At 35.6% G+C, this 19,289-nt stretch carries 14 protein-coding genes; 11 read left to right on the forward strand and 3 right to left on the reverse strand.

Features of this window, described 5'->3' with window-relative positions:
- Positions 1-28: 28 nt before the first annotated feature.
- From HZA77_13670 to HZA77_13705, 8 genes are all read left to right on the forward strand, one after another.
- Complete coding sequence (locus tag HZA77_13670; GenBank protein ID MBI5376477.1) at positions 29-1,255, forward strand: glycosyltransferase family 4 protein; 1,227 nt, start codon at positions 29-31, stop codon at positions 1,253-1,255.
- Between the two features lie 59 nt (positions 1,256-1,314).
- A complete protein-coding gene (locus tag HZA77_13675) occupies positions 1,315-2,388 on the forward strand; it encodes a glycosyltransferase family 2 protein (protein MBI5376478.1) in 1,074 nt (357 codons plus the stop codon).
- 32 nt (positions 2,389-2,420) lie between these two features.
- Positions 2,421-3,008 carry an acyltransferase gene (locus HZA77_13680; protein MBI5376479.1) on the forward strand — a complete coding sequence of 196 codons (588 nt, stop codon included), beginning with the start codon at positions 2,421-2,423 and terminating at the stop codon, positions 3,006-3,008.
- Positions 3,009-3,010: 2 nt separating this feature from the next.
- The gene (locus HZA77_13685; protein MBI5376480.1) at positions 3,011-3,850 is read left to right on the forward strand and encodes an exosortase/archaeosortase family protein; all 840 of its coding nucleotides are present in this window, start codon (positions 3,011-3,013) and stop codon (positions 3,848-3,850) included.
- Positions 3,823-4,476: an EpsI family protein gene (gene epsI / locus HZA77_13690; protein ID MBI5376481.1), complete on the forward strand. Its 654-nt coding sequence runs from the start codon at positions 3,823-3,825 to the stop codon at positions 4,474-4,476. Before HZA77_13685 ends, epsI begins: the two co-directional genes overlap by 28 nt.
- Positions 4,477-4,478: 2 nt before the next feature.
- Positions 4,479-6,602, forward strand: a complete 2,124-nt coding sequence (gene prsK / locus HZA77_13695) for a PEP-CTERM system histidine kinase PrsK (protein ID MBI5376482.1) — start codon at positions 4,479-4,481, stop codon at positions 6,600-6,602.
- Positions 6,599-7,960: a PEP-CTERM-box response regulator transcription factor gene (gene prsR, locus HZA77_13700; protein MBI5376483.1), complete on the forward strand. Its 1,362-nt coding sequence runs from the start codon at positions 6,599-6,601 to the stop codon at positions 7,958-7,960. Before prsK ends, prsR begins: the two co-directional genes overlap by 4 nt.
- 120 nt (positions 7,961-8,080) lie before the next feature.
- Positions 8,081-9,592 (forward strand): B12-binding domain-containing radical SAM protein, encoded by a 1,512-nt coding sequence (locus HZA77_13705; protein ID MBI5376484.1) that lies wholly within the window; start codon positions 8,081-8,083, stop codon positions 9,590-9,592.
- 64 nt (positions 9,593-9,656) lie between these two features.
- Here the strand turns inward: HZA77_13705 and prsT are convergent, their stop codons facing one another.
- A complete protein-coding gene (prsT, locus tag HZA77_13710) occupies positions 9,657-12,476 on the reverse strand; it encodes a PEP-CTERM system TPR-repeat protein PrsT (GenBank protein ID MBI5376485.1) in 2,820 nt (939 codons plus the stop codon).
- Positions 12,477-12,678: 202 nt separating this feature from the next.
- Here prsT and HZA77_13715 point away from each other — a divergent pair, with 202 nt between their 5' ends.
- Complete coding sequence (locus tag HZA77_13715) at positions 12,679-13,923, forward strand: sensor histidine kinase (GenBank protein ID MBI5376486.1); 1,245 nt, start codon at positions 12,679-12,681, stop codon at positions 13,921-13,923.
- 2 nt (positions 13,924-13,925) lie between these two features.
- Entirely contained in the window at positions 13,926-15,290 is a 1,365-nt protein-coding gene (locus HZA77_13720) for a sigma-54-dependent Fis family transcriptional regulator (GenBank protein MBI5376487.1), read from the forward strand.
- Here HZA77_13720 and HZA77_13725 read toward each other — a convergent pair.
- Together HZA77_13725 and rplS are read right to left on the reverse strand one after the other, a co-directional pair.
- Positions 15,277-15,879: a ribonuclease HII gene (locus tag HZA77_13725; protein MBI5376488.1), complete on the reverse strand. Its 603-nt coding sequence runs from the start codon at positions 15,877-15,879 to the stop codon at positions 15,277-15,279. The two genes, HZA77_13720 and HZA77_13725, sit on opposite strands and share 14 nt — an antisense overlap.
- 17 nt (positions 15,880-15,896) lie before the next feature.
- The gene (gene rplS, locus HZA77_13730) at positions 15,897-16,241 is read right to left on the reverse strand and encodes a 50S ribosomal protein L19 (GenBank protein MBI5376489.1); all 345 of its coding nucleotides are present in this window, start codon (positions 16,239-16,241) and stop codon (positions 15,897-15,899) included.
- A gap of 171 nt (positions 16,242-16,412) precedes the next feature.
- On the opposite strand from rplS, the gene HZA77_13735 reads away from it, so the two are divergent.
- A complete protein-coding gene (locus HZA77_13735; protein ID MBI5376490.1) occupies positions 16,413-19,250 on the forward strand; it encodes a choice-of-anchor D domain-containing protein in 2,838 nt (945 codons plus the stop codon).
- The last annotated feature ends 39 nt before the right edge of the window (positions 19,251-19,289 follow it).

Here is a 19,289-nt window from a genome sequence, read left to right on the forward strand (position 1 = left end):
ATCAATTTATTTAAGTGATGAATAATTTATGGCAATTAAAGTTGCTTATATTGTTGCAAGGTTCCCATCTGTGTCTCAGACATTCATACTTAGAGAGATTTTGGAATTATGTAATCAAGGTTTTGACATAACGATATTTCCTCTAAAATCTAAGCCAGACAAGCTTACTCACAATGATGCAAAAAAGGTCTTAAATAAAGTTTATAGTATTTCACCATTTTCAATAAAAGTACTAATGTCTCAAATTTATTTTTTTCTTACCTCACCTTTGAAGTATTTTTATTTGATATATTTTGTCGTAAAAAATAATTTAAGAAATCCTTATGCGTTAACTATATCACTTGGATTAATTCCAAAATCTGTGCATATTGCACTCATGATTAAACGTCAGAAAATATGCCATATCCATGCGCATATGGCTACATTTCAAGCATCATGTGCATTGTTTATATCTGTTCTAACTGGTGTTCCTTTTTCTTTTACTGCACACGCCACTGACATTAGAGGAGATCAAGCTGATAGGACTCATGATGGGACAAATATGCTACAGGAAAAATTAGAAAGAGCAAAATTTATTGTTACATGTACAGATGATAATGTGATTTATTTGAGAAATAAACACAGAGATATTGCGCCAGAAAAAATTATACTAAACTATCATGGGATAGATACTGATAAATTTTCTCCAAAAAAATGTGAAGAACAGCCTCCTCTTATATTGGCTGTTGGAAGATTATTAGAATGTAAAGGTTTTGAGTATCTAATAGATGCTTGCAAAATTCTTAGAGAGAAGAATTTGAGTTTCAAGTGTATGATTGTAGGGGATGGGCCTGATAAAGGTATACTGAAGAAAAGAATTGATAATTCTGACTTGGGAAATATTGTTGAATTAGCTGGCGCAAAATCGCAGGAGGAATTGATAGAATTGTATAATAAAGCTTCTCTTTTTGTTTTGCCGTCCATTTCTGAAAGTCACTTTGGGATACCCAATACTCTTTTTGAGGCAATGTCAATGACAGTTCCGGTTATTGTTTCAAATCTTCCAGCTGTTAAAGAGCTTATAGTTTCACGGGATGAGGGTATCGTAATCCCTGAAAAAAATGTTTATATTTTGGTTAAGGAAATTGAACAGCTTTTGAGAGATAGTCAGTTAAGGAAAATGATTGGGAAAAATGCTAGAAAAAAGATTATAGAAAACTTCAGCGTTAAAGAGAAAGTTAAAGAATTAAGATATATTTTTGAAAATAAAATATGACTTTTATTTTTTATTTACTGATTTTTATAGTTGTTTATGTGTATTTCGGATACTACTCGTTGCTCCGAATGCTGGAAATCTTTTCAAGGCAAAAAATAATTATTGGAGACTATGTTCCTACCGTTACTCTGTTTGTTCCTGTTTTTAATGAAGAAAAGATTATTAGAAAAAAAATTGAAAATTCAATTGGAATTGACTATCCAAAAGAAAAAATTGAGATTGTTTTTTATTCTGATAACTCGTCTGATGAGACAGATCAGATAATAAATGAATATATAGGTACAGGAATAAAACTTTATAGGGCGGATACTAGAAGGGGAAAAAATTATCTAATAAATAATTCTTTTGAAAAAATGAATGGTGATATTATCGTATTTTCTGATGCAAATTCACTTTACAGAAAGGATGCTATAAAACTTTTAGTGAGAAACTTTAAAGACCAAACAGTAGGGTGTGTTTGCGGAAAACTGGTTTATATAAGTGATGCAAATTCTTTAGTCGGCAAAGGGGAGAGTTTATATTTTAAATATGAATCTACTTTAAAAAGGCTAGAGAGTGTTTTTGGAAGTGTCGTTACTGGAAACGGGGCAATTTATGCGATACGTAAAAATTTACTTTCGCAGTTACCTGAAGAAGTACCTAATGATTTTGCTCATCCAATTGAAATAAAAGCAAAAGGATTTAAAGTGATTTATGAACCATTAGCTATTGCTGAAGAAAGGGCTACTGTCTCTACTGCCGAAGAATTTAGACGACGAGTTAGAATCGTACTTAGAAGTTTCACAGCGTTTATTTTTTATCAAAAAAAATATAATATTTTAAAAAATTCATATTCCTTTTTCTTTATTTCTCATAAGCTTTTAAGATGGTTCATTTTCCCTTTAATGGTTCTTATTTTTTTTATAAATCTTTCTTTGAATGGATATTATGCTAATATATTGTTATATATTCAGTGTATCTTTTATATTAGTGCGTTAATTGGTTTTATTTGTCAAAAAATGGACTTTAAAATTAAGGTATTTTATATTCCTTTTTATTTTTGTTTAATAAACTTAGCGGGAGCTTTGGGTATATTGAAATACTTTATAGGGAAAAAAGAAATTATGTGGGATATAGCGGAAACAACCCGATAATTTTATTAAAATTATAATTATGCAAATATTATATGGAAAATAGAAAGAACTCAACTCCAAGAAACAATCCAAAAGTCACAGATTATTTTGAGGTGCTTAGGTTTATTTTCTCATTTTCTCTTTATAAGGAGCTGATATTTAAATTCGCTTATTTTATTCATGATCATGTGGCTCCTTTAAAAGAAATGCATATAGCAGGTAATCCTCGTATTCATCCGTCTGCATCATTGCGGTGCGGTAAAAATATCTATTTGGGAAATAATTCACATATTAACCAGTTTTGCTGTGTATGGGCAAGCCCGGAATCAAAAATTGTTATAGGTGATAATTTATTAATGGGGCCTGGCGTAAAGATATTTTCTTCAAACCATGGGACAGATAAAAATACTCCGATGAATCTTCAAAAATTTTCTGAGAAAGATATAAAAATTGGCAATGATGTTTGGATAGGTGCAAATTCAGTAGTCCTTTCCGGTGTTGACATAGGAGATGGTGTAATTGTTGCTGCAGGTTCAGTTGTAACGAAAGATATTCCTTCATTTACTATAGCTGGAGGTGTACCTGCAAAAGTTATTAAGCAAAGAGAGAAAAAAATCCTTGATGAAATTATAGGTAAATAACTGTGAGTAATAAATCTAAAAGAGATACATTTTTTTTTATTGTAGTTCTAATTACGTTTCTTCTACTTTACAGTAAAACGATTATTTGGTTAGGAAGTCGATGGTACAATGATGAGGATTACTCTCACGGACCATTAATTCCACTTGTTTCAGGTTATCTTATATGGATAAAAAGGGACAAACTAAAGCAAATAGAACTATCGACAAATATAGTAGGGCTCTATTTGCTGATCGTGTCTCTTTTAATCCATGTCTTCAGTATAAGGGCGGAGGTTAGTTTTACATCAGCGTATTCATTAATTTTGTCAACTGCTGGTATAGTCCTTTATTTTTTTGGCCGCAATTTATTTAACGAAGTAATTTTCCCAATCGGTTATCTTGTTTTTATGGTTCCTTTTTTCCAGTTTATTATTGATCCATTGTCAAATAAACTGAAACTGTTTTCAGCTTACTTGTCAGCAGAAATAATCGATCTTGCAGGTATTCCAGTGTATAGGGATGGTGTTATGTTGCATCTTGCTACAGGCTCTCTTGAAGTTGCAAATCCTTGTAGCGGAATAAGATCAATAATATCGCTTTTAGCTCTCGGAACTATATTCTCATATTTTTCGACTACTACAATGACGAATAGAATTTTGCTAGTTTGTTCTACAATTCCTCTTGCCGTTGTTGGCAATTTGGCAAGAATAGTTTTTTCAGGAGTAATGACAAATGCAGGTATAGATGTTACTACTGGATTCATACATACTCTCACTGGTTTAATCGTTTTTGCAGTTGCATTTGCAGGCCTTATTGGTGTCAGGAAACTTCTTATATGGAAAAGCGAAATAAAAAATATTTAATAGTTATTGCATGTCTTTCTATTGTGACATGTTATTCATTATTAATATTTAAACCAAGTGACCGCTCTTTTGTCGCTCAACGCTTAAAAGAATTTCCACGAAACTTTGGCAAATGGGAATTTATAAGAGATGTGGAGATGCAAGAACAAATAATAAGCGCACTGGACCCCAGTTCAATAGTTTTTAGAGAATATAGAAATCCTGAAGGCAAAAAAATGTGGCTTTGTATAGTGTACCACCAAAATGATAGATGGGGTGCTCATGATCCACAAGTATGTTATAAATCGCAGGGTTGGGATATAGCAAATTATGGTGGCAAGTATGAAACCACTCAGATTCATATAAAAGAAACAGATGTTGATATAAACAGATTCTATGTAAGCAAGGGAGGGTTTAAAGAGGTTGTTTACTACTGGTGGTTTGGTTCAAAGAAAAAACAGATGACAACAAGGTTTCAACAAATGCTTGATCTTGCCATTAATGGAGTTCTTTACGGTTATAACGACAGCGGTTTTATTCGAGTATCGATAAATCTTGAAGAAGGACACGAAGACGAATGTAAAAAGGCTGGGTATGAATTTGCAAAAGCAGTATCCTCTCTTATAGTAGCCTATCTTCCGGACTAGAAATGGTAGGACTTATTTTAGCACCATCAGCGCTGTGTTTCATTCTTCTGATTCCTCTTAGCTTCTATGTTTTAAGCAAGAATCCCAAGGAACTTCCTAACATCTCTTTTGCAATTGCCACCGGGACTTTGGCATTAGTTGAGTTAGGGAAGTTTATGTTTCTCCTTAATCCAGTGTCTTGGACAGCAGATATATGGCTTAAATGTTTTTGGGGTGGATTAGTATCAATGCCGGTATCGTGGCTTTTCTTCAGCCTCATATTTGCAAGAGAAGGCTATAATCCAATAATTACGAAATGGCGTTGGGGCCTGACAGGGGTTTCACTCGCATCAGCGGCAGCAATTCTCGTTGTTACTAAAGATGATAAAGCTATTTATCCTGCTGTTGTCGGCAAAACTCCGGGAGTAGTTCTTGGGGCTGACAGCTATTTTATGTGTATATATCTTATGCTCGCATTTGTCCTCGTAATAGTTAATTTTGAAAACACATTAAGAAACGCATCGGGCCCAATTAAAAGACAGATAAAATATGCAATAGTTGGAATAATTGGAGTCTTCTCATTCTTTATATATATTTTGACTGAAGCACTTTTATATTCTTTTATCGCAGTTAAACTTTTATTTGCCGGTTCATGCATCACTATAATTTTAACACTGGTCCTATATTTTTCTATTATAAGATACCGTATGCTCGATGTTCACGTCTTCATTTCCAGATATGTTATTTACAGGTCAGTTTCAATCCTTGCAGTTGGCATCTATTTATTATTAACTGGAACATTGTTACAGCTTACTGAGGTTCTTGGAGGTAGTTTTTACCAATATTTTAAACCGGTAATGGTTTTTGTCGCAGTAGCTTTGTTCGCAATATTGTTACTATCAGACAGAGTGAGGCGAAAACTTCAAATATTTATTAGTAAGAATTTTTTTGCCAATAAATATGATTACCGTTACGTCTGGTCTCAATTTACAGAAAAACTTGGCTACACGGTAAAGATTAATGAAATGTTGCCGGAAATTGCCGAGATGATTGCCGGAATTATGTGGGTTGAATCAGTTTCAATCTGGTTGTATGATGAGGAAGTTAAGGGATACAAGGTGGCAGAATATTTTAATCTCATGGAGATGAAAGATGTAATAATAAAAAGTGACGATTTTATTGTTAAAGCACTTGAAGAACAGGAAATATTAGATCTTACAAAGCTTACGGAAAGTTCGGATGTTCAAGATTTAGACAAGGCTATATTTATGTCTAACACCTTAAATGCACGTGTAGTGGTCTCAATGAAAAATCAAGAGGGGTTAATGGGTTTTATTGCAGTTGGTAGCGAAATAACTGGAGAACATTTTAATTATGAAGATTATGAACTGCTTCAGACATTAGCAAGGCAATCGGCAAACCTAATTCAAAATGCTATGCTTTCTGAAAGATTAATGATTTCACAGCAAATGGAATCTGTTACCAGAGTTGCATCATTTATAATTCATGATCTCAAGAATCTTATATCAACACTGGATATGCTTTTAGATAATAGCAGGGAATATATTGATAATCCTGAATTTCAGAAAGACTTGATAATCACACTCGAAAATACTGTAAAAAAGATGCGCAGGATGATGGAGAGAGTTTCTACAAAACCGCAGGAGACAAATTTTATCTTTGAACCTGTCAACTTAATTAATATAATTAGAAATAGCATCGAGGAGGTCCGTCTGGAGAATAATCCTAAAGTTAAATTGATGAAATCCTTTGACGAAAATGACTCAGTTGTAACTATGGGAGATGAAAAATCATTGAATAAAGTTTTTACAAATATCTTGATAAATGCAATGCAGGCTTTGCCTTCAATTGGAGGAGTTATAGATATTAGCGTAAACAAAAATAACGATAGAATTAATGTTTCTATTTCAGATAATGGGAAAGGAATAACACAAGACTTCATAAAAAAAAGTCTTTTTAAACCATTTCAGACTACTAAAGAGGGAGGTTTAGGTATAGGATTGTACCAATGCAAAACTATTATTGGAGCACATGAAAAGGCAACATTAGATGTCGAAAGCGAAAAGGGGAAGGGAGCAAAATTTATAATAAGCTTTCCTATCAGTGAAAGAGGTGCAGTAAATTGACAAAAAAACAAAAACTCTTAATTGTTGAAGATGACCGTGAAGCATTAAGGCAGTTAGATTGGGCATTTTCTAGGTTTTATAAAGTTATAAAGACTGATACTGAGGAACAGGCCATTGAATTATTTATTGAACAACAGCCGCGTGTAGTATTGCTCGATCTTTCTCTTAGCGATGACCAGGAAGAACAGGAAGGGTTTAGAATATTGGAAAAAGTGTTAAGCCTTGATCCTCTTACTAAGGTTATTGTTGTTACAGGACATGATGAGGACAAAGCAGCTATCAAAGCAATAAGACTTGGTGCATGGGATTATTATATTAAACCTGTAAAGCCGTCAGAATTAAGAGCTATGGTAGATAGGGCTTACCATATAAGTGACATTGAGGAGAAAAGCTTAACCAATGCAAGAAAAGAGTTTGACGAGAACAAATATGGTGAGATTGTAGGAGGATGTCCTGAAATTAAAGAAGTAATGCAGTTTATTGATAATGTCGCTGGAACTGAGACAACAGTATTAATCCTTGGTGAAAGTGGCACCGGGAAAGAACTAGTGGCTCGTGCTATCCATAATTCCAGCAAGAGAAAAGAAAAGCCTTTCATTGTAATAAACTGTGGTGCAATCCCTGAAAACCTGCTGGAAAGTGAGCTTTTTGGACACGAGAAAGGTTCTTTTACAGGAGCTTACGCACAAAAAAAAGGAAAATTGGAGTTGGCGGAAGAAGGAACTATATTCCTTGATGAAATAGGTGAAATTCCACCAATACTTCAAGTAAAATTGCTCAGGTTCCTTCAGGAGAAAGAGTTTGAACGTGTTGGCGGCACAAAGCAGATTAAAGTTAATGCGAGGATAATAGTTGCAACTAACAGAGATTTGAAGACTGATATGAATGAAGGTAAATTCAGAGAAGACCTTTATTATCGTTTGAATGTTGTTTCAGTAACATTGCCGCCTTTAAGAGAGAGGGGAAATGATGTAATACTGATTGCAAGATTTTTGGTAGACAAATATTGTGCTGAAAACAATATTCCTCCAAAATCTCTGAGTAGAGAAGCAGAGCTGGCAATTAGAAAATATCAGTGGCCAGGGAATATAAGGGAATTGGAAAATCTCACAAAAAGAGCAATAATCATGTCTCCAGGGAGTTTGCTTTTCCCCTCTGACCTGGGATTAAAAGAAACGGCAGAGTCAAAATGCCTCTTAACACTAAAAGAAGCAAAAGAAGAAATAGAGAGGAAATGTCTGCTTGATGCTCTTGAAAAAAATAATGGATTTGTAAGCAGAGCTGCTAAAGATTTAGGTGTAAGTAGAGGAACATTTTACGATTTATTGAAAAAACATGGGATTGAAATTGAAGAATAAATTCTTGGAATTTAGATTCTTCATATAAAACATACTGAGTACTAATTGTGTTTATAGTTCATATCCCAGTCAATAGTTTTAGTTTAATTTGTCACCTGTAGCTAATAATAAAAAAAGTCGATGGGAAAAAACAATAAAAAAATTTTACTTATTACTCCCCCTTATTACAGATTATATAACAGTAGATATTCGCTCAATCGTTATCCCCTGTCATTAGGTTATTTGTCAGGAGCAATATTGGATAATACTTCATGGGAAGTTATGACTTACAATGCTGATTTCTGTCAAGATAATGAGCAGCTGCAAGTTAGTTATTTAGCAGGAGAAGGATTTAATAATTATCTAAAAAACATCAATGATCTGACAAGCAGCATATGGGATGAAGTTAAAGAAACGATAAGGGATTTTAATCCTTCTGTAATAGGATTATCCTGTATGACTCAGAATTTTAAGGGAGCATACAACATTGCCAAAATTGCTAAAGAACTAAATGAGGATATTCTTGTTATAGTTGGCGGTCCACATGCAAACATGTTTTTATCGGAAGTCTTAGACTATCCTTACATTGATATATGTGCTGTCGGAGAGGGAGAGGAAACTATTGTCGAATTGTTAAATACTATTGACGGTAACAATGATTTTAATACTGTTACGGGAATTATATATAGAATAGATGGGAAGGTTGTCGTGAATCAACCGAGAGAACTTCTTAAAGATTTAGATTCTCTTTCTTTCCCTCATAAATATGCTCATAAGGTTTTAAAAAATTATGATAGATATCCAGTCGAAGCTTTCCACAACATTTTTGCTATAAGAGGGTGTCCTTTTAACTGTATTTTTTGTGGTTCTATTTATATTTGGGGCAGAAAACCAAGATATCGTTCTATAGACAATGTAATTGAAGAGATAAGAAACCTGAGCAGAATGGGGGTTAAAAGAATAAGCTTTGAAGATGATTCGTTCGGGATTAAAAAGTCTTATATCTTGGAGTTAGCTGAAAAAATTAATGTAAATTGCCCCAGTGTAAAATGGTCCTGCGAAATGCACGTAAAAACCGTTACTGAAGAGATTGTGTCTGCTATGAGCGATTCTGGTTGTTGCAAAATTACATTGGGTGTTGAATCCGGGAACAACGATATTTTAAAGAAGATACGTAAAAAAAATACAATAGAAGATTGCATCCATGCGGGCAAAATTATATCGAAGTTCAATATTGAATTAGGTGCATTCTTTATGGTTGGGTTTCCATGGGAGACAGAAGAAACCCTGAAAGATACAATTAGGGCAATGAAGAAACTTAATGCTGATTATTCAGTGTATAGTATTTTTACACCATATAAAGGGTCTGAAGCTTTCAGTATCTGCAAAGATATGGGGTTGATAAGCGATGATTATGATTTTTCCATATATAATCACCAGAGTCCATTAAACTGTTTCTGTAAAAATATTTCCAAAGAAAGATTTAGAAAAATATGTTCTAAAATGGAAAGGATAAGCGATAAAAGAGGTATCTATTATCAATTAATCAAACCGTTAACATCTTTAAAAACCATCAGAAAAATTAAAAATAAAGGGCTGAAAGGAGTCATTAAAAAAGTCAGAAACTTAGCTTTAGCATCAACTAAAAAGTAAACCCCTCTCGAAAACAAAATTGTTTTTTATCTCGTATTTTCTTCTATTTTAGAAATAAAGCCTTTTACATTCCGTTGAGCAGTTTTCTTACTTCATCTAATTCAGGAAAATTTGTTGACAGACTAAGGGCTTTTTGAAATTCAGATTTCGCCCTGCTTTTATCTCCTTCACGCATATAAGCTAAGCCCATATGATAATGAATTGTTGGGTCATCGGGAACAAGTTTTAAGGCTTCCTGGAACTTTTCTTTGGATTCTTTAATCATTCCTTTTTTAAAGTATACCCAGCCTAATGTATCAATGACCCCTCCGTTATTTGGAGCCAGTTTTACGGCTTTTTGAGCCATACTTACTGCTTCATTCATATTCTTTCCAGTTTCTGCATATACCCATGCAAGGTTATTTTGAGCAAGGGGAATATCCGGAGATATTTTTATTGCTTCGTTGTAGTTTAAAATGGACTTGTCAAAATTTTTCTGGGTTTGATAAATTGATCCAAGCTTAGTATATATATCAGCTCGTATTAATTGCAGTTCCTTATCACTGTTTTTAGGAATTAACTCTAACGCTTTATTGTAATGATTAATAGCTTCATCTCTGTTGCTGCGTTTCATAGATAGTTCTGCAAGATTGATTGCAGGGAGTGGTGATTTCGGAAATTGAGCTGAAGCTTTTTCTAGGATTCCCATGGCATTAGCATAATCCCCTTTTTCCGAGTAAATTTTGCTTTGAAGTGTATAAGGTAACAAAGAATTTATTTTAGGACCTTGAACTGCTTTTGCAATCTGAAGGGCTTCGTCGAAACGTTTGAGCGATGTCAATAATGATATTTTCTGAACTTTTATTTCTACTGAATCCGGGGATTTTGTAAGGGCTTTATCTATCTGCTCAAGCGCCTGATTAAAGTCCTTCTTAACAGCATAAAGAGAAGCCAGTCTAAGATAACCAAGGGGTTTATCTGGCTGTAAGGATATTATCTTTTGATATGTTTGTTCTGCTTCATCCATTTTTTTATTTTTTACATAGAATGATGCTAAATAGTCATAACCAGCAATAGCCTTCTCATCACTTTTTATCATTCTTTCAGCAGTTTCTTTAAGCTTATCATCCTGATTTGACTTTGCATATATACTTGCCAGATCAGCAAGCAATACATTATTGGCGGCAGTCTGCTTGATTCCGTTTTCAAGTATATCTATTGCCTGCTTGGTGTTCTCCTTCTGGAGGCTCAGTGCTGCAAGTCTCTTTATTAAACCTATATTAGCAGGTGATTTAGCAAGTGCTTTACTAAGAATGTTTTCAGCTTTTCCTATGTCCTGTTGTTTTATATAGATTGTAGACAAGTTAATGTAAGATGAAATAACATCAGGCGATTTCCCAATAGCTGTCTGATAAATATCTATTGCTTTAGCAGGCTCGTTTTTTCCAAAATAGGCAGAACCCAATAGATTCAACAAAGTAGGATTATCTTTAGAGCGTTTTAATCCTTCTTGGCACTCTGATATTGCCTTATCATACTGTTGTGATTGTAAATAATAAGCAATAATTGTAATTCTTGCATCTAGAAAATTCGGATTTACCTCAAGTGCTTTTTCAAATTCACTAATAGCATTATCATTTTTCCCGGTTGATGCATAAAACTTTCCAAGGTTCAAATAAGATGGAGCAAATTCCGGATTGATTTCTATGGCTTTAGATAATTCCTTCTCAGCTTTGTCAAATTGTTTTGTCTGGGCATATGCCTGGGCAAGAGTAGCGTAAGCCAGAGGATTATCAGGTGCAGACTGTGCTATTTTCTGGAATTCCTGGAGGGCTTCATCATTCCATCCCTGTTTCAGATAAAGCGTACCTAAATAAAGATTGGCCAAAGTAAAAGACGGTTTTATTCTCAATACTGTCTTTAATTCAGTTATTGCCTGCTGCATGTTGCCCTTTTCCGCTTGCGCCAAAGCGAAATAAAATCTTGCTTCAGCGAATCCGGGTCCTTTTTTTACAGATTGTTCTAATTCTGAAAACGCAGCATCAATTTTGCCCTGTCTAAGACGGGCAACTCCCTTAAGGTAATTTCCTCCTGCAAGCTTAAAGTCTATTTTGTTGAGGGTTTCCCCCTCCTCGATCGCTGCATCAAATTTTTTCTGGTCTAAATAAAGTGAACCTAGAAGAAAACGTGTGTCATAGTGATTAGGATTAATCTGTAAGGCCTTTTTAAAAGTTTGTTCGGCGTTTGTATAATCTTTTTTCTGAATATAGAAGTTTGCTAAGCTTAATATTCCCTCAAAGTCCTTTGGGGCTAATTCCAGAGATTTTTTGTAGAAGGCTTCTGCTTCATCAAATTTCTTTTCGCGCATATATAGATGCCCCCTGCTTATGTAAACCTTAGAAAAGGCAGGGTCCATTTGAATGACCTGCTTGAAATATGAATCTGCTTTATCGAAATCATTTTTTGCTGTCCAGGCCATTCCTATAGCATTTAAACACTGTTTGTTATTAGGATCTTTTTTTATTAAACTTTCCAGACTTTTCAGTGCATCGTCCGCTTTCCCTCTGCTCAAATTTATAAGTCCCATTTGCAACAGAAGATCATTGTTTTCAAACTTAAGTCCATTTGCTTTTTCAAACTGTTCGAGTGCTTTATCGTACTCCCGTCTCCCCATGTACGATTTTCCGAGATAATACAATGTCTCTCCAGACTGGGGGTCAATTTTTAATGCATTCTTAAGTTCAATTATGGCTCCGTTATATTCTTCTTTTTCAATTAAGCTCTTGGCTTTGATTATATGTTTTTCAATTTTTTCTTTTGGACTTTGGCAGGAAGTTAGTATAAATAGTGTTAGCAGTATATTCACAGAAAGAAATGAGAAACGGAATATGGCTGATTTTTTCATTTATTTCTCCGCAATAGGGTTAATTTAACTTAGTATTATGAAACCGAAAGTTATAGAGTTCAATTTTCTTTGTCAAGATTACTTTTTATATTTTTGTTCATATTATTTTACCACATAACTGGTTTATAATTTACTTATTAATTATGAATAATGAGTGCATTTCACTTGGTCTGCTATCGGGTTAGCGAGCGAATATAATTAAATGACAAAATCCATAGATATGAATAATCCCCCAACTTCCGCTACGAGCGTTTCAAATGGATCATCTGAAAAAAATAATCTATTTTATGAAAAAGAGTTTGTAAGAAGAATTTTCACCATTCTTTTCCTGCTCGTCGGAGTAACTACAATACATTATACTACTCCGTTAGCTTTTACACAGTATCATTATGTTTTTGCCAGAATGTACTATATCCCAATAATACTTGGCTCCTTCTGGTATGGTCTGAAAGGAGGGTTCATAGTATCATTTTGTTCGGCAGTACTTTATGGCCCTCATATTTTCTTCCAATGGCGGACAGCCGGCATGGGCACATTAAACGAATACCTTGAGATAGCGATTTATATGGCTGTAGGTATTGTTACAGGTTTTATGGCTGATCAGGAGAAAGTTCTGAGATTTAAGTATCAGAAGGCTGCTGATGACCTTGAGAAATCCTATGAAAAACTTAAGGAGCAGGCAAGACAGCTCCTTGAAAAAGAACAGCAACTTATACGAGCAGACAGACTTGCCACTATGGGGGAGCTTGCTGCAAGTTTAACCCATGAGGTTAGAAATCCTCTCGGCTCAATATTGGGGAGTGCGGAGATACTTAAGGATGACTATAAACCGGGTGACGTGAAATATGAGTTTCTTGAAATAATGATAAAAGAAGCCAACAGGTTAGACAGAGTAATTAATAACTTTTTGTCATTTGCACGGTCTAACAAACCTGATATCAAGGAATTTGATATTAATTCCTCGATCCTTGACATAAAGGAACTTGTGGAAATTGGAGCTGCTAAAAAAGGTATAACCATCAACACAAACCTTGATGGCAAAATAGGGAAAATCAATGCCGACGAAGAGCAGATAAAACAAGCTATTTTAAATGTTCTTTTAAACTCCATCCAGGCCATGGATAAAAATGGGAGAATCACTATTTCCACGTTCCAAGAAAGCAGCGGGACCTCTGCAAGAGATTTATCTGAACAGGAAATTACAGTCGGGAAAATGCCTGCTGTGCAATGTGTCAATATATCGTTTACCGATAATGGCTCAGGTATAATTCCGGAAAACATGGAAAAAATCTTCAATCCTTTTTTTACTACAAGAGAGAACGGCACTGGATTGGGACTTTCCATAACACGAAGAATAATAGAAAATCATAGAGGTTCTATTCATGTGCAGTCAAGAGTGAATGAGGGTACTACTTTTGTTATTAAACTTCCTCTCAGGGAATTTTGAAAATGGATAATTCTGACATAAAGATATTGTTGATTGATGATGACGACAGTCTGAGGAGGGTTATAGAACATAATCTTTGCGAAGAAGGATATAAAGTTATTTCAGCTTCCGGAGGCAGTGCCGGAATAAAAATCCTGATGGAGAGCGAGTTTGACATAGTAATTACTGATTTGAAGATGCCTGACATTGACGGCATGGAAGTTCTCGGGACTGTTAAATCCCATAATAAGGATATACCGGTTATTATGATAACTGCATTTGGCACCATAGAACAGGCAGTCGCTGCATTAAAATCCGGAGCTTTCGATTATCTTACTAAACCTTTTAACCGCGACGAACTTAAAATAACTGTAAAAAAGGCACTTGAACTTAGAAGCCTGCGCGGTGAGAATTTAAGGCTGAAGGCTGAGCTTTCAGGAAAATTCAGTTTTGATTCGCTTATCTATGGAAGCCCTGTTATGAACGATATAGTTGAACTGCTCCGTAAGGTGTCTTATTCAGATTCAACTGTAATGCTTCTCGGGGAGAGTGGGACAGGAAAAGAACTTATAGCAAAAGCCATTCACTACAACAGCCCGAGAAACAAGGGGCCATTTGTGATAGTAAACTGCGCTGCTATACCTGATGAACTTTTGGAAAGCGAGCTTTTCGGACATTCTAAAGGTGCCTTTACCGGAGCTTACAGCGAAAAAAAAGGAAAGTTTGAATATGCAGATTCAGGGACAATTTTTCTCGATGAAATTGGGGATCTGAAACCTTCCCTGCAGGCAAAGCTGCTTCGTGTATTGCAGGAAAAAAAAATAGACAAGGTCGGCAGCTCCGTACAGGTTGATGTTGATGTGAGGATAATTTCTGCGACTAACAGGGATTTAAAAAAAATGATTTCAGATAGTTTGTTCCGGGAGGATCTGTTCTACCGTCTCAGCGTAATTCCGGTAAGGATTCCGCCTTTGCGTGAAAGAAGGGACGATATCCCTCTCTTGCTGGACTATTTTATTAAGAAAAACAGCAAACAAAGAAAGCTTGTGGTAACTTCGGAAGCCCTTGCAATACTAACTAATTACAGCTGGAGAGGGAATGTAAGAGAGTTAGAAAATCTCATTGAAAGGCTTACTGTCATTAAAAGTGATTCCACTATAATACCAGCGGATCTGCCCGAAGAAATGACTTCATGTTCATCTGTTGCAGGAGGTGTTATTTGTGCTTTACCTGAAGAAGGACTTTCTCTCGATGAACTGGAGCGGGATATTATTTTAAAAGCCCTTGAAAAAAATGAATGGAATCAGTCAAAGGCAGCGAAATATTTGGATATGACCAGGCCTACGCTTATATACCGTATGGAAAAATATAATATTAAAAAACCTTAAAGTTTTTTACCTGTTTGAAAGTTTTTCTATGGATTTCGCAGGGACCAATCTCCATTATTTTCATGATATGTTCTTTTGTAGGATAGCCTTTATGCCTGTCAAAGCCATACTGCGGGTATAAGGTATGCATCTCCATCATGAACTTGTCCCTTGTCACTTTTGCAAGGATAGAAGCAGCCGCTATAGAATAGCTCTGTGCATCTCCCTTTATTATAGTTTTCTGAGGTATTGAAGAATCTATTGCAACTATACCGTCTATTAAAAGGTAATCAGGTATCTGGTTTAAACCTTTAACCGCTTTTTCCATGGCAAGCTTTGAAGCCTGCAAAATATTTATTTCATCTATTATTTTTTCATCAACTTCTGAAATAGAATAGGAAAGAGCTGTTCCAATGATCTTGTTAAAAAGATAATCTCTTTTTGAAGAAGAAAGTTTTTTTGAATCGTTAAGACCTTCTATGCGATGATCCGCAGGAAGTATAACGGCTGCTGCATGCACCGGACCGGCAAGCGGACCTCTACCGGCTTCATCTATTCCGGCAATAAATCTAAAGCCCTTGCAGAACCCTTCTTTTTCGAACAGGTCCATTAAGGTATCAGGTTATATTATTTCTGCTCTTGAACCTTGGCTGCTTTGCCAAATTTACTGCGAAGATAATAGAGTTTTGCCCGCTTTACGACACCTTTTTTGGAGATCGTGATTTTTTGCAGAAGCGGTGAAAAAACCGGGAATATTCTTTCTACACCGATACCGTTTGATATCTTTCTGACGGTAATAGTTGACCTGGGACCCTTGTTCTTTATGGCAATTATAGTTCCTTCGAATACCTGTATCCTCTCCTTGTCACCTTCAAGGATTTTAAAGTGGACCTTTACTGTATCGCCAGGTGTATACTGCGGATAATCTTTAGAATATTTTTCACCTGTAAACTGATCAATCGTTTCAAACATGATTTAAGTCTCCTGAAAAACTGAAAAACATATGTAATCTAACGCCAGATGTTTGTCAAATAAATTATTATTACTTTTTCAGTATTATTTAAAAAGTGACAACAAAAAAAAATTAATGTATTTTCTTACTTTATTCAATAAATTGTAGATGAATAGCAAAGCGAGGTACTCATGAAATACAAAAAAATATTCTATATGTTTATTTTGATGCTGATTGCTATCAGTGCATGGACGTTCGAAGCCGGAGCAGAAATATTCTATGTTTCCAAGACAGGAGATAACAGCAATGATGGGTCTGCCATTGCTCCTTTTCTTACAGTACAGAAAGCTATTGATTCGCTGACTGCGGATGGTGATGAGGTATGGATATCGCCTGGTGACTATAATGAAGCAGTTATATCGGGTAATACTTCAACTGATAGATTACGGAATATTAAGGTAAAAGGAACTGCTGATGGAGTAATTATAACTGCACCGGCGACTAAATCTGCATTCAAATTAAATTATGCTGATAACTGGGTTTTACAAAATATTAAGTTAGTTGGTAATGGGGAAACCAGTAATGTAATAGTGGATGTGATGCAATCTCCAGGTGCACGCATTGAAAATTGTACGGTAAGCGGTGGAAGCACCAGCAATATTTGTTATAGGGCTGTTTATATTCTCAGTTCGCCAAACTTCATAGTTAAAAACTGCACGATTGATGCATACTGCGAAAATAGTATTTTCAGTTCGGAATCCAATAATTTACTGATTAAAGGGAATGATGTTAGTAATGCAGACTCTATTACAATAGGTTTTGATAAAGGATGCGATTATACGACGTGTGAAGAGAATTATATTCATGACCGGATTACACCGGGGCAGAATGAGAAAGTTATCATTCAGTGCAGAGATAATGTCGGTTCAATACTAAGGAGGAATTTGATTGTAGAATTTAGCACTTCTTTCCTTAATGCAATACTGGTAAGAGGACCTTCAATCCCGGCAGAGGATATCACAGTTGAAAATAATACATTGATAGGTCCAGGAGCACAGACAGGTATAGCATTTGCTGCTAACTCTTTATCATCAATCTGCAGGAATAATATTGTCTCCGGTTTTTATTATGCGGTAAGGACTCTTTATCCGTCATCTGAATTACCTAGCCCGGAGGTTGAGCTCAATTTTAATGATTTTTATGACTGCACGACCTCTGTTAGCAATACCGTTAATTTATTTAATATAGGAAGTTCAAATATATCGAGTGATCCCTTATTTGCCGACACAGCGGAATACCGGCTAAGTGAAGGAAGTCCCTGTATTGATACTGGAGATCCGGCTTCATTGGTACCGACTGGTGGAGGGACAACTGTTGATATGGGCCGATGGGAATACAGGGATTCTATTTATGAGAATAATCAATCCAGCATTTATCTTTCATCAATCTTGATTGATTTTGGAACAGTTGAAGATGGACAGACTAAATCCATTGATTTGACATTAAGCAATGAGGGGAATGCTGATCTCTCTGTATCATCAATTGGTATAAGCGGAAGTTCAGCCTTTACTTTGAATTCTTCACCTGCGGTGCCTTTTACCATTACTGCTGAAGCCTCAATTACTCTGCAGGTTGATTATAAGCCGATAGAAGCCCTATCTGATACAGCAACGATAATTATTACCAGCAACGATCCTGATCAGGGGACAGCATCTGTTTTACTCACCGGAACCGGCACTCCAAGCGTTGTACCTCATATAAGTGCAGATAAAGAATCTTTAGACTTTAAAACAGTAATTGTAGGTTCATCAAGAACTTTATCCGTTACTATAAGTAATACGGGAATTGATGATCTCGTAGTCTCAAATTTACTGATTTCAGGAAGTTCTCTATTTGACCTTAACGAACTTGTCCCGGAAACACCATTTACGGTTTCAATCGGTTCATCGGTGATAATACCGGTTGATTTTGTCCCTTATAGTGCTGAACCAAGTGCAGGAACTCTCACTATTGAGAGTGATGACCCCGACCAGCCTGAGCTTGATGTATCGCTTAGCGCTGAGGGTTATGATTTAACAGTAAAGCCCAAGATCAATGTCAGCACTGAATCTTTGGACTTCGATAAAGTAGTTTATGGTTTGACAAGTACATTGACAGTAATTGCAAGCAACACCGGAAATACCGCATTGTCCATATCAAATATTTCGATTACAGGGAGTTCAGACTTTTCTTTGGCTGAACTAGATATGACATTTCCCTATTCAGTGCCTTTTGGTTCATCCCTTAACATACCGGTAATTTATAATCCTTCAGGTATTACTCCAACCAGTGCTACCATTACTATTAACAGCGATGATGAAGACGAACCGCAGGTTTCTGTACTGCTGAATGGAGGAGGATATGATGAAGAGAATTCTCCGATAGATCTTGGTATAGAATCGTTTACAGTAGACAAACGAATAGGTTTAACAAGCACAAAACCAATAGAAATTGGAATAACAGTCAAAAATAATGGAGTTATAAAACGAGGAAGCAGTGCTAATGTTGTCGGATTCCAGAATGATTTACAAGTTTATGACGAGACTATAGATATTTCAGGTGATAACAGTGCTTCTTATTGGTTTCCATCTTATACCCCCGAGCTTAAAGGTCAAATTCTCTGGCTTGCCAGCATAAAAGACAGCAGCGATGAATTTAAACAGGAAACAGCGATGACTTATGTTTTTTCCGGAGATGTGTCTCCGGTATGGGTGACCCCAAACAAGACAAGCATTGCAGCAGATGAAAAAATGACATTTAAAGCATTTATAACAGGAAAGAAGATAAAGAAAAAAAATCTTGCATGGTATGTGAATAATATTCCCGGTGGAAACAGCACTGTGGGAACGATAAAGCCTTCAAAGAACAGAAAGAGCGGTGTTTATACAGCACCTTCTGTACTGCCGTATCCATCTACAGTTGTAATAACATTTGTAAATAAGAAAAAAACATCGCAATACGGAAGTGCTGAGGTAACAATTGAAGAGTAGCGCATTAAAACTTCTCAAAAAAAGGGAAGGGTTGCATCT

It is taken from the genome of Candidatus Schekmanbacteria bacterium (assembly GCA_016219965.1).
Classification (GTDB): Bacteria; Schekmanbacteria; GWA2-38-11; order GWA2-38-11; family J061; genus JACRJM01.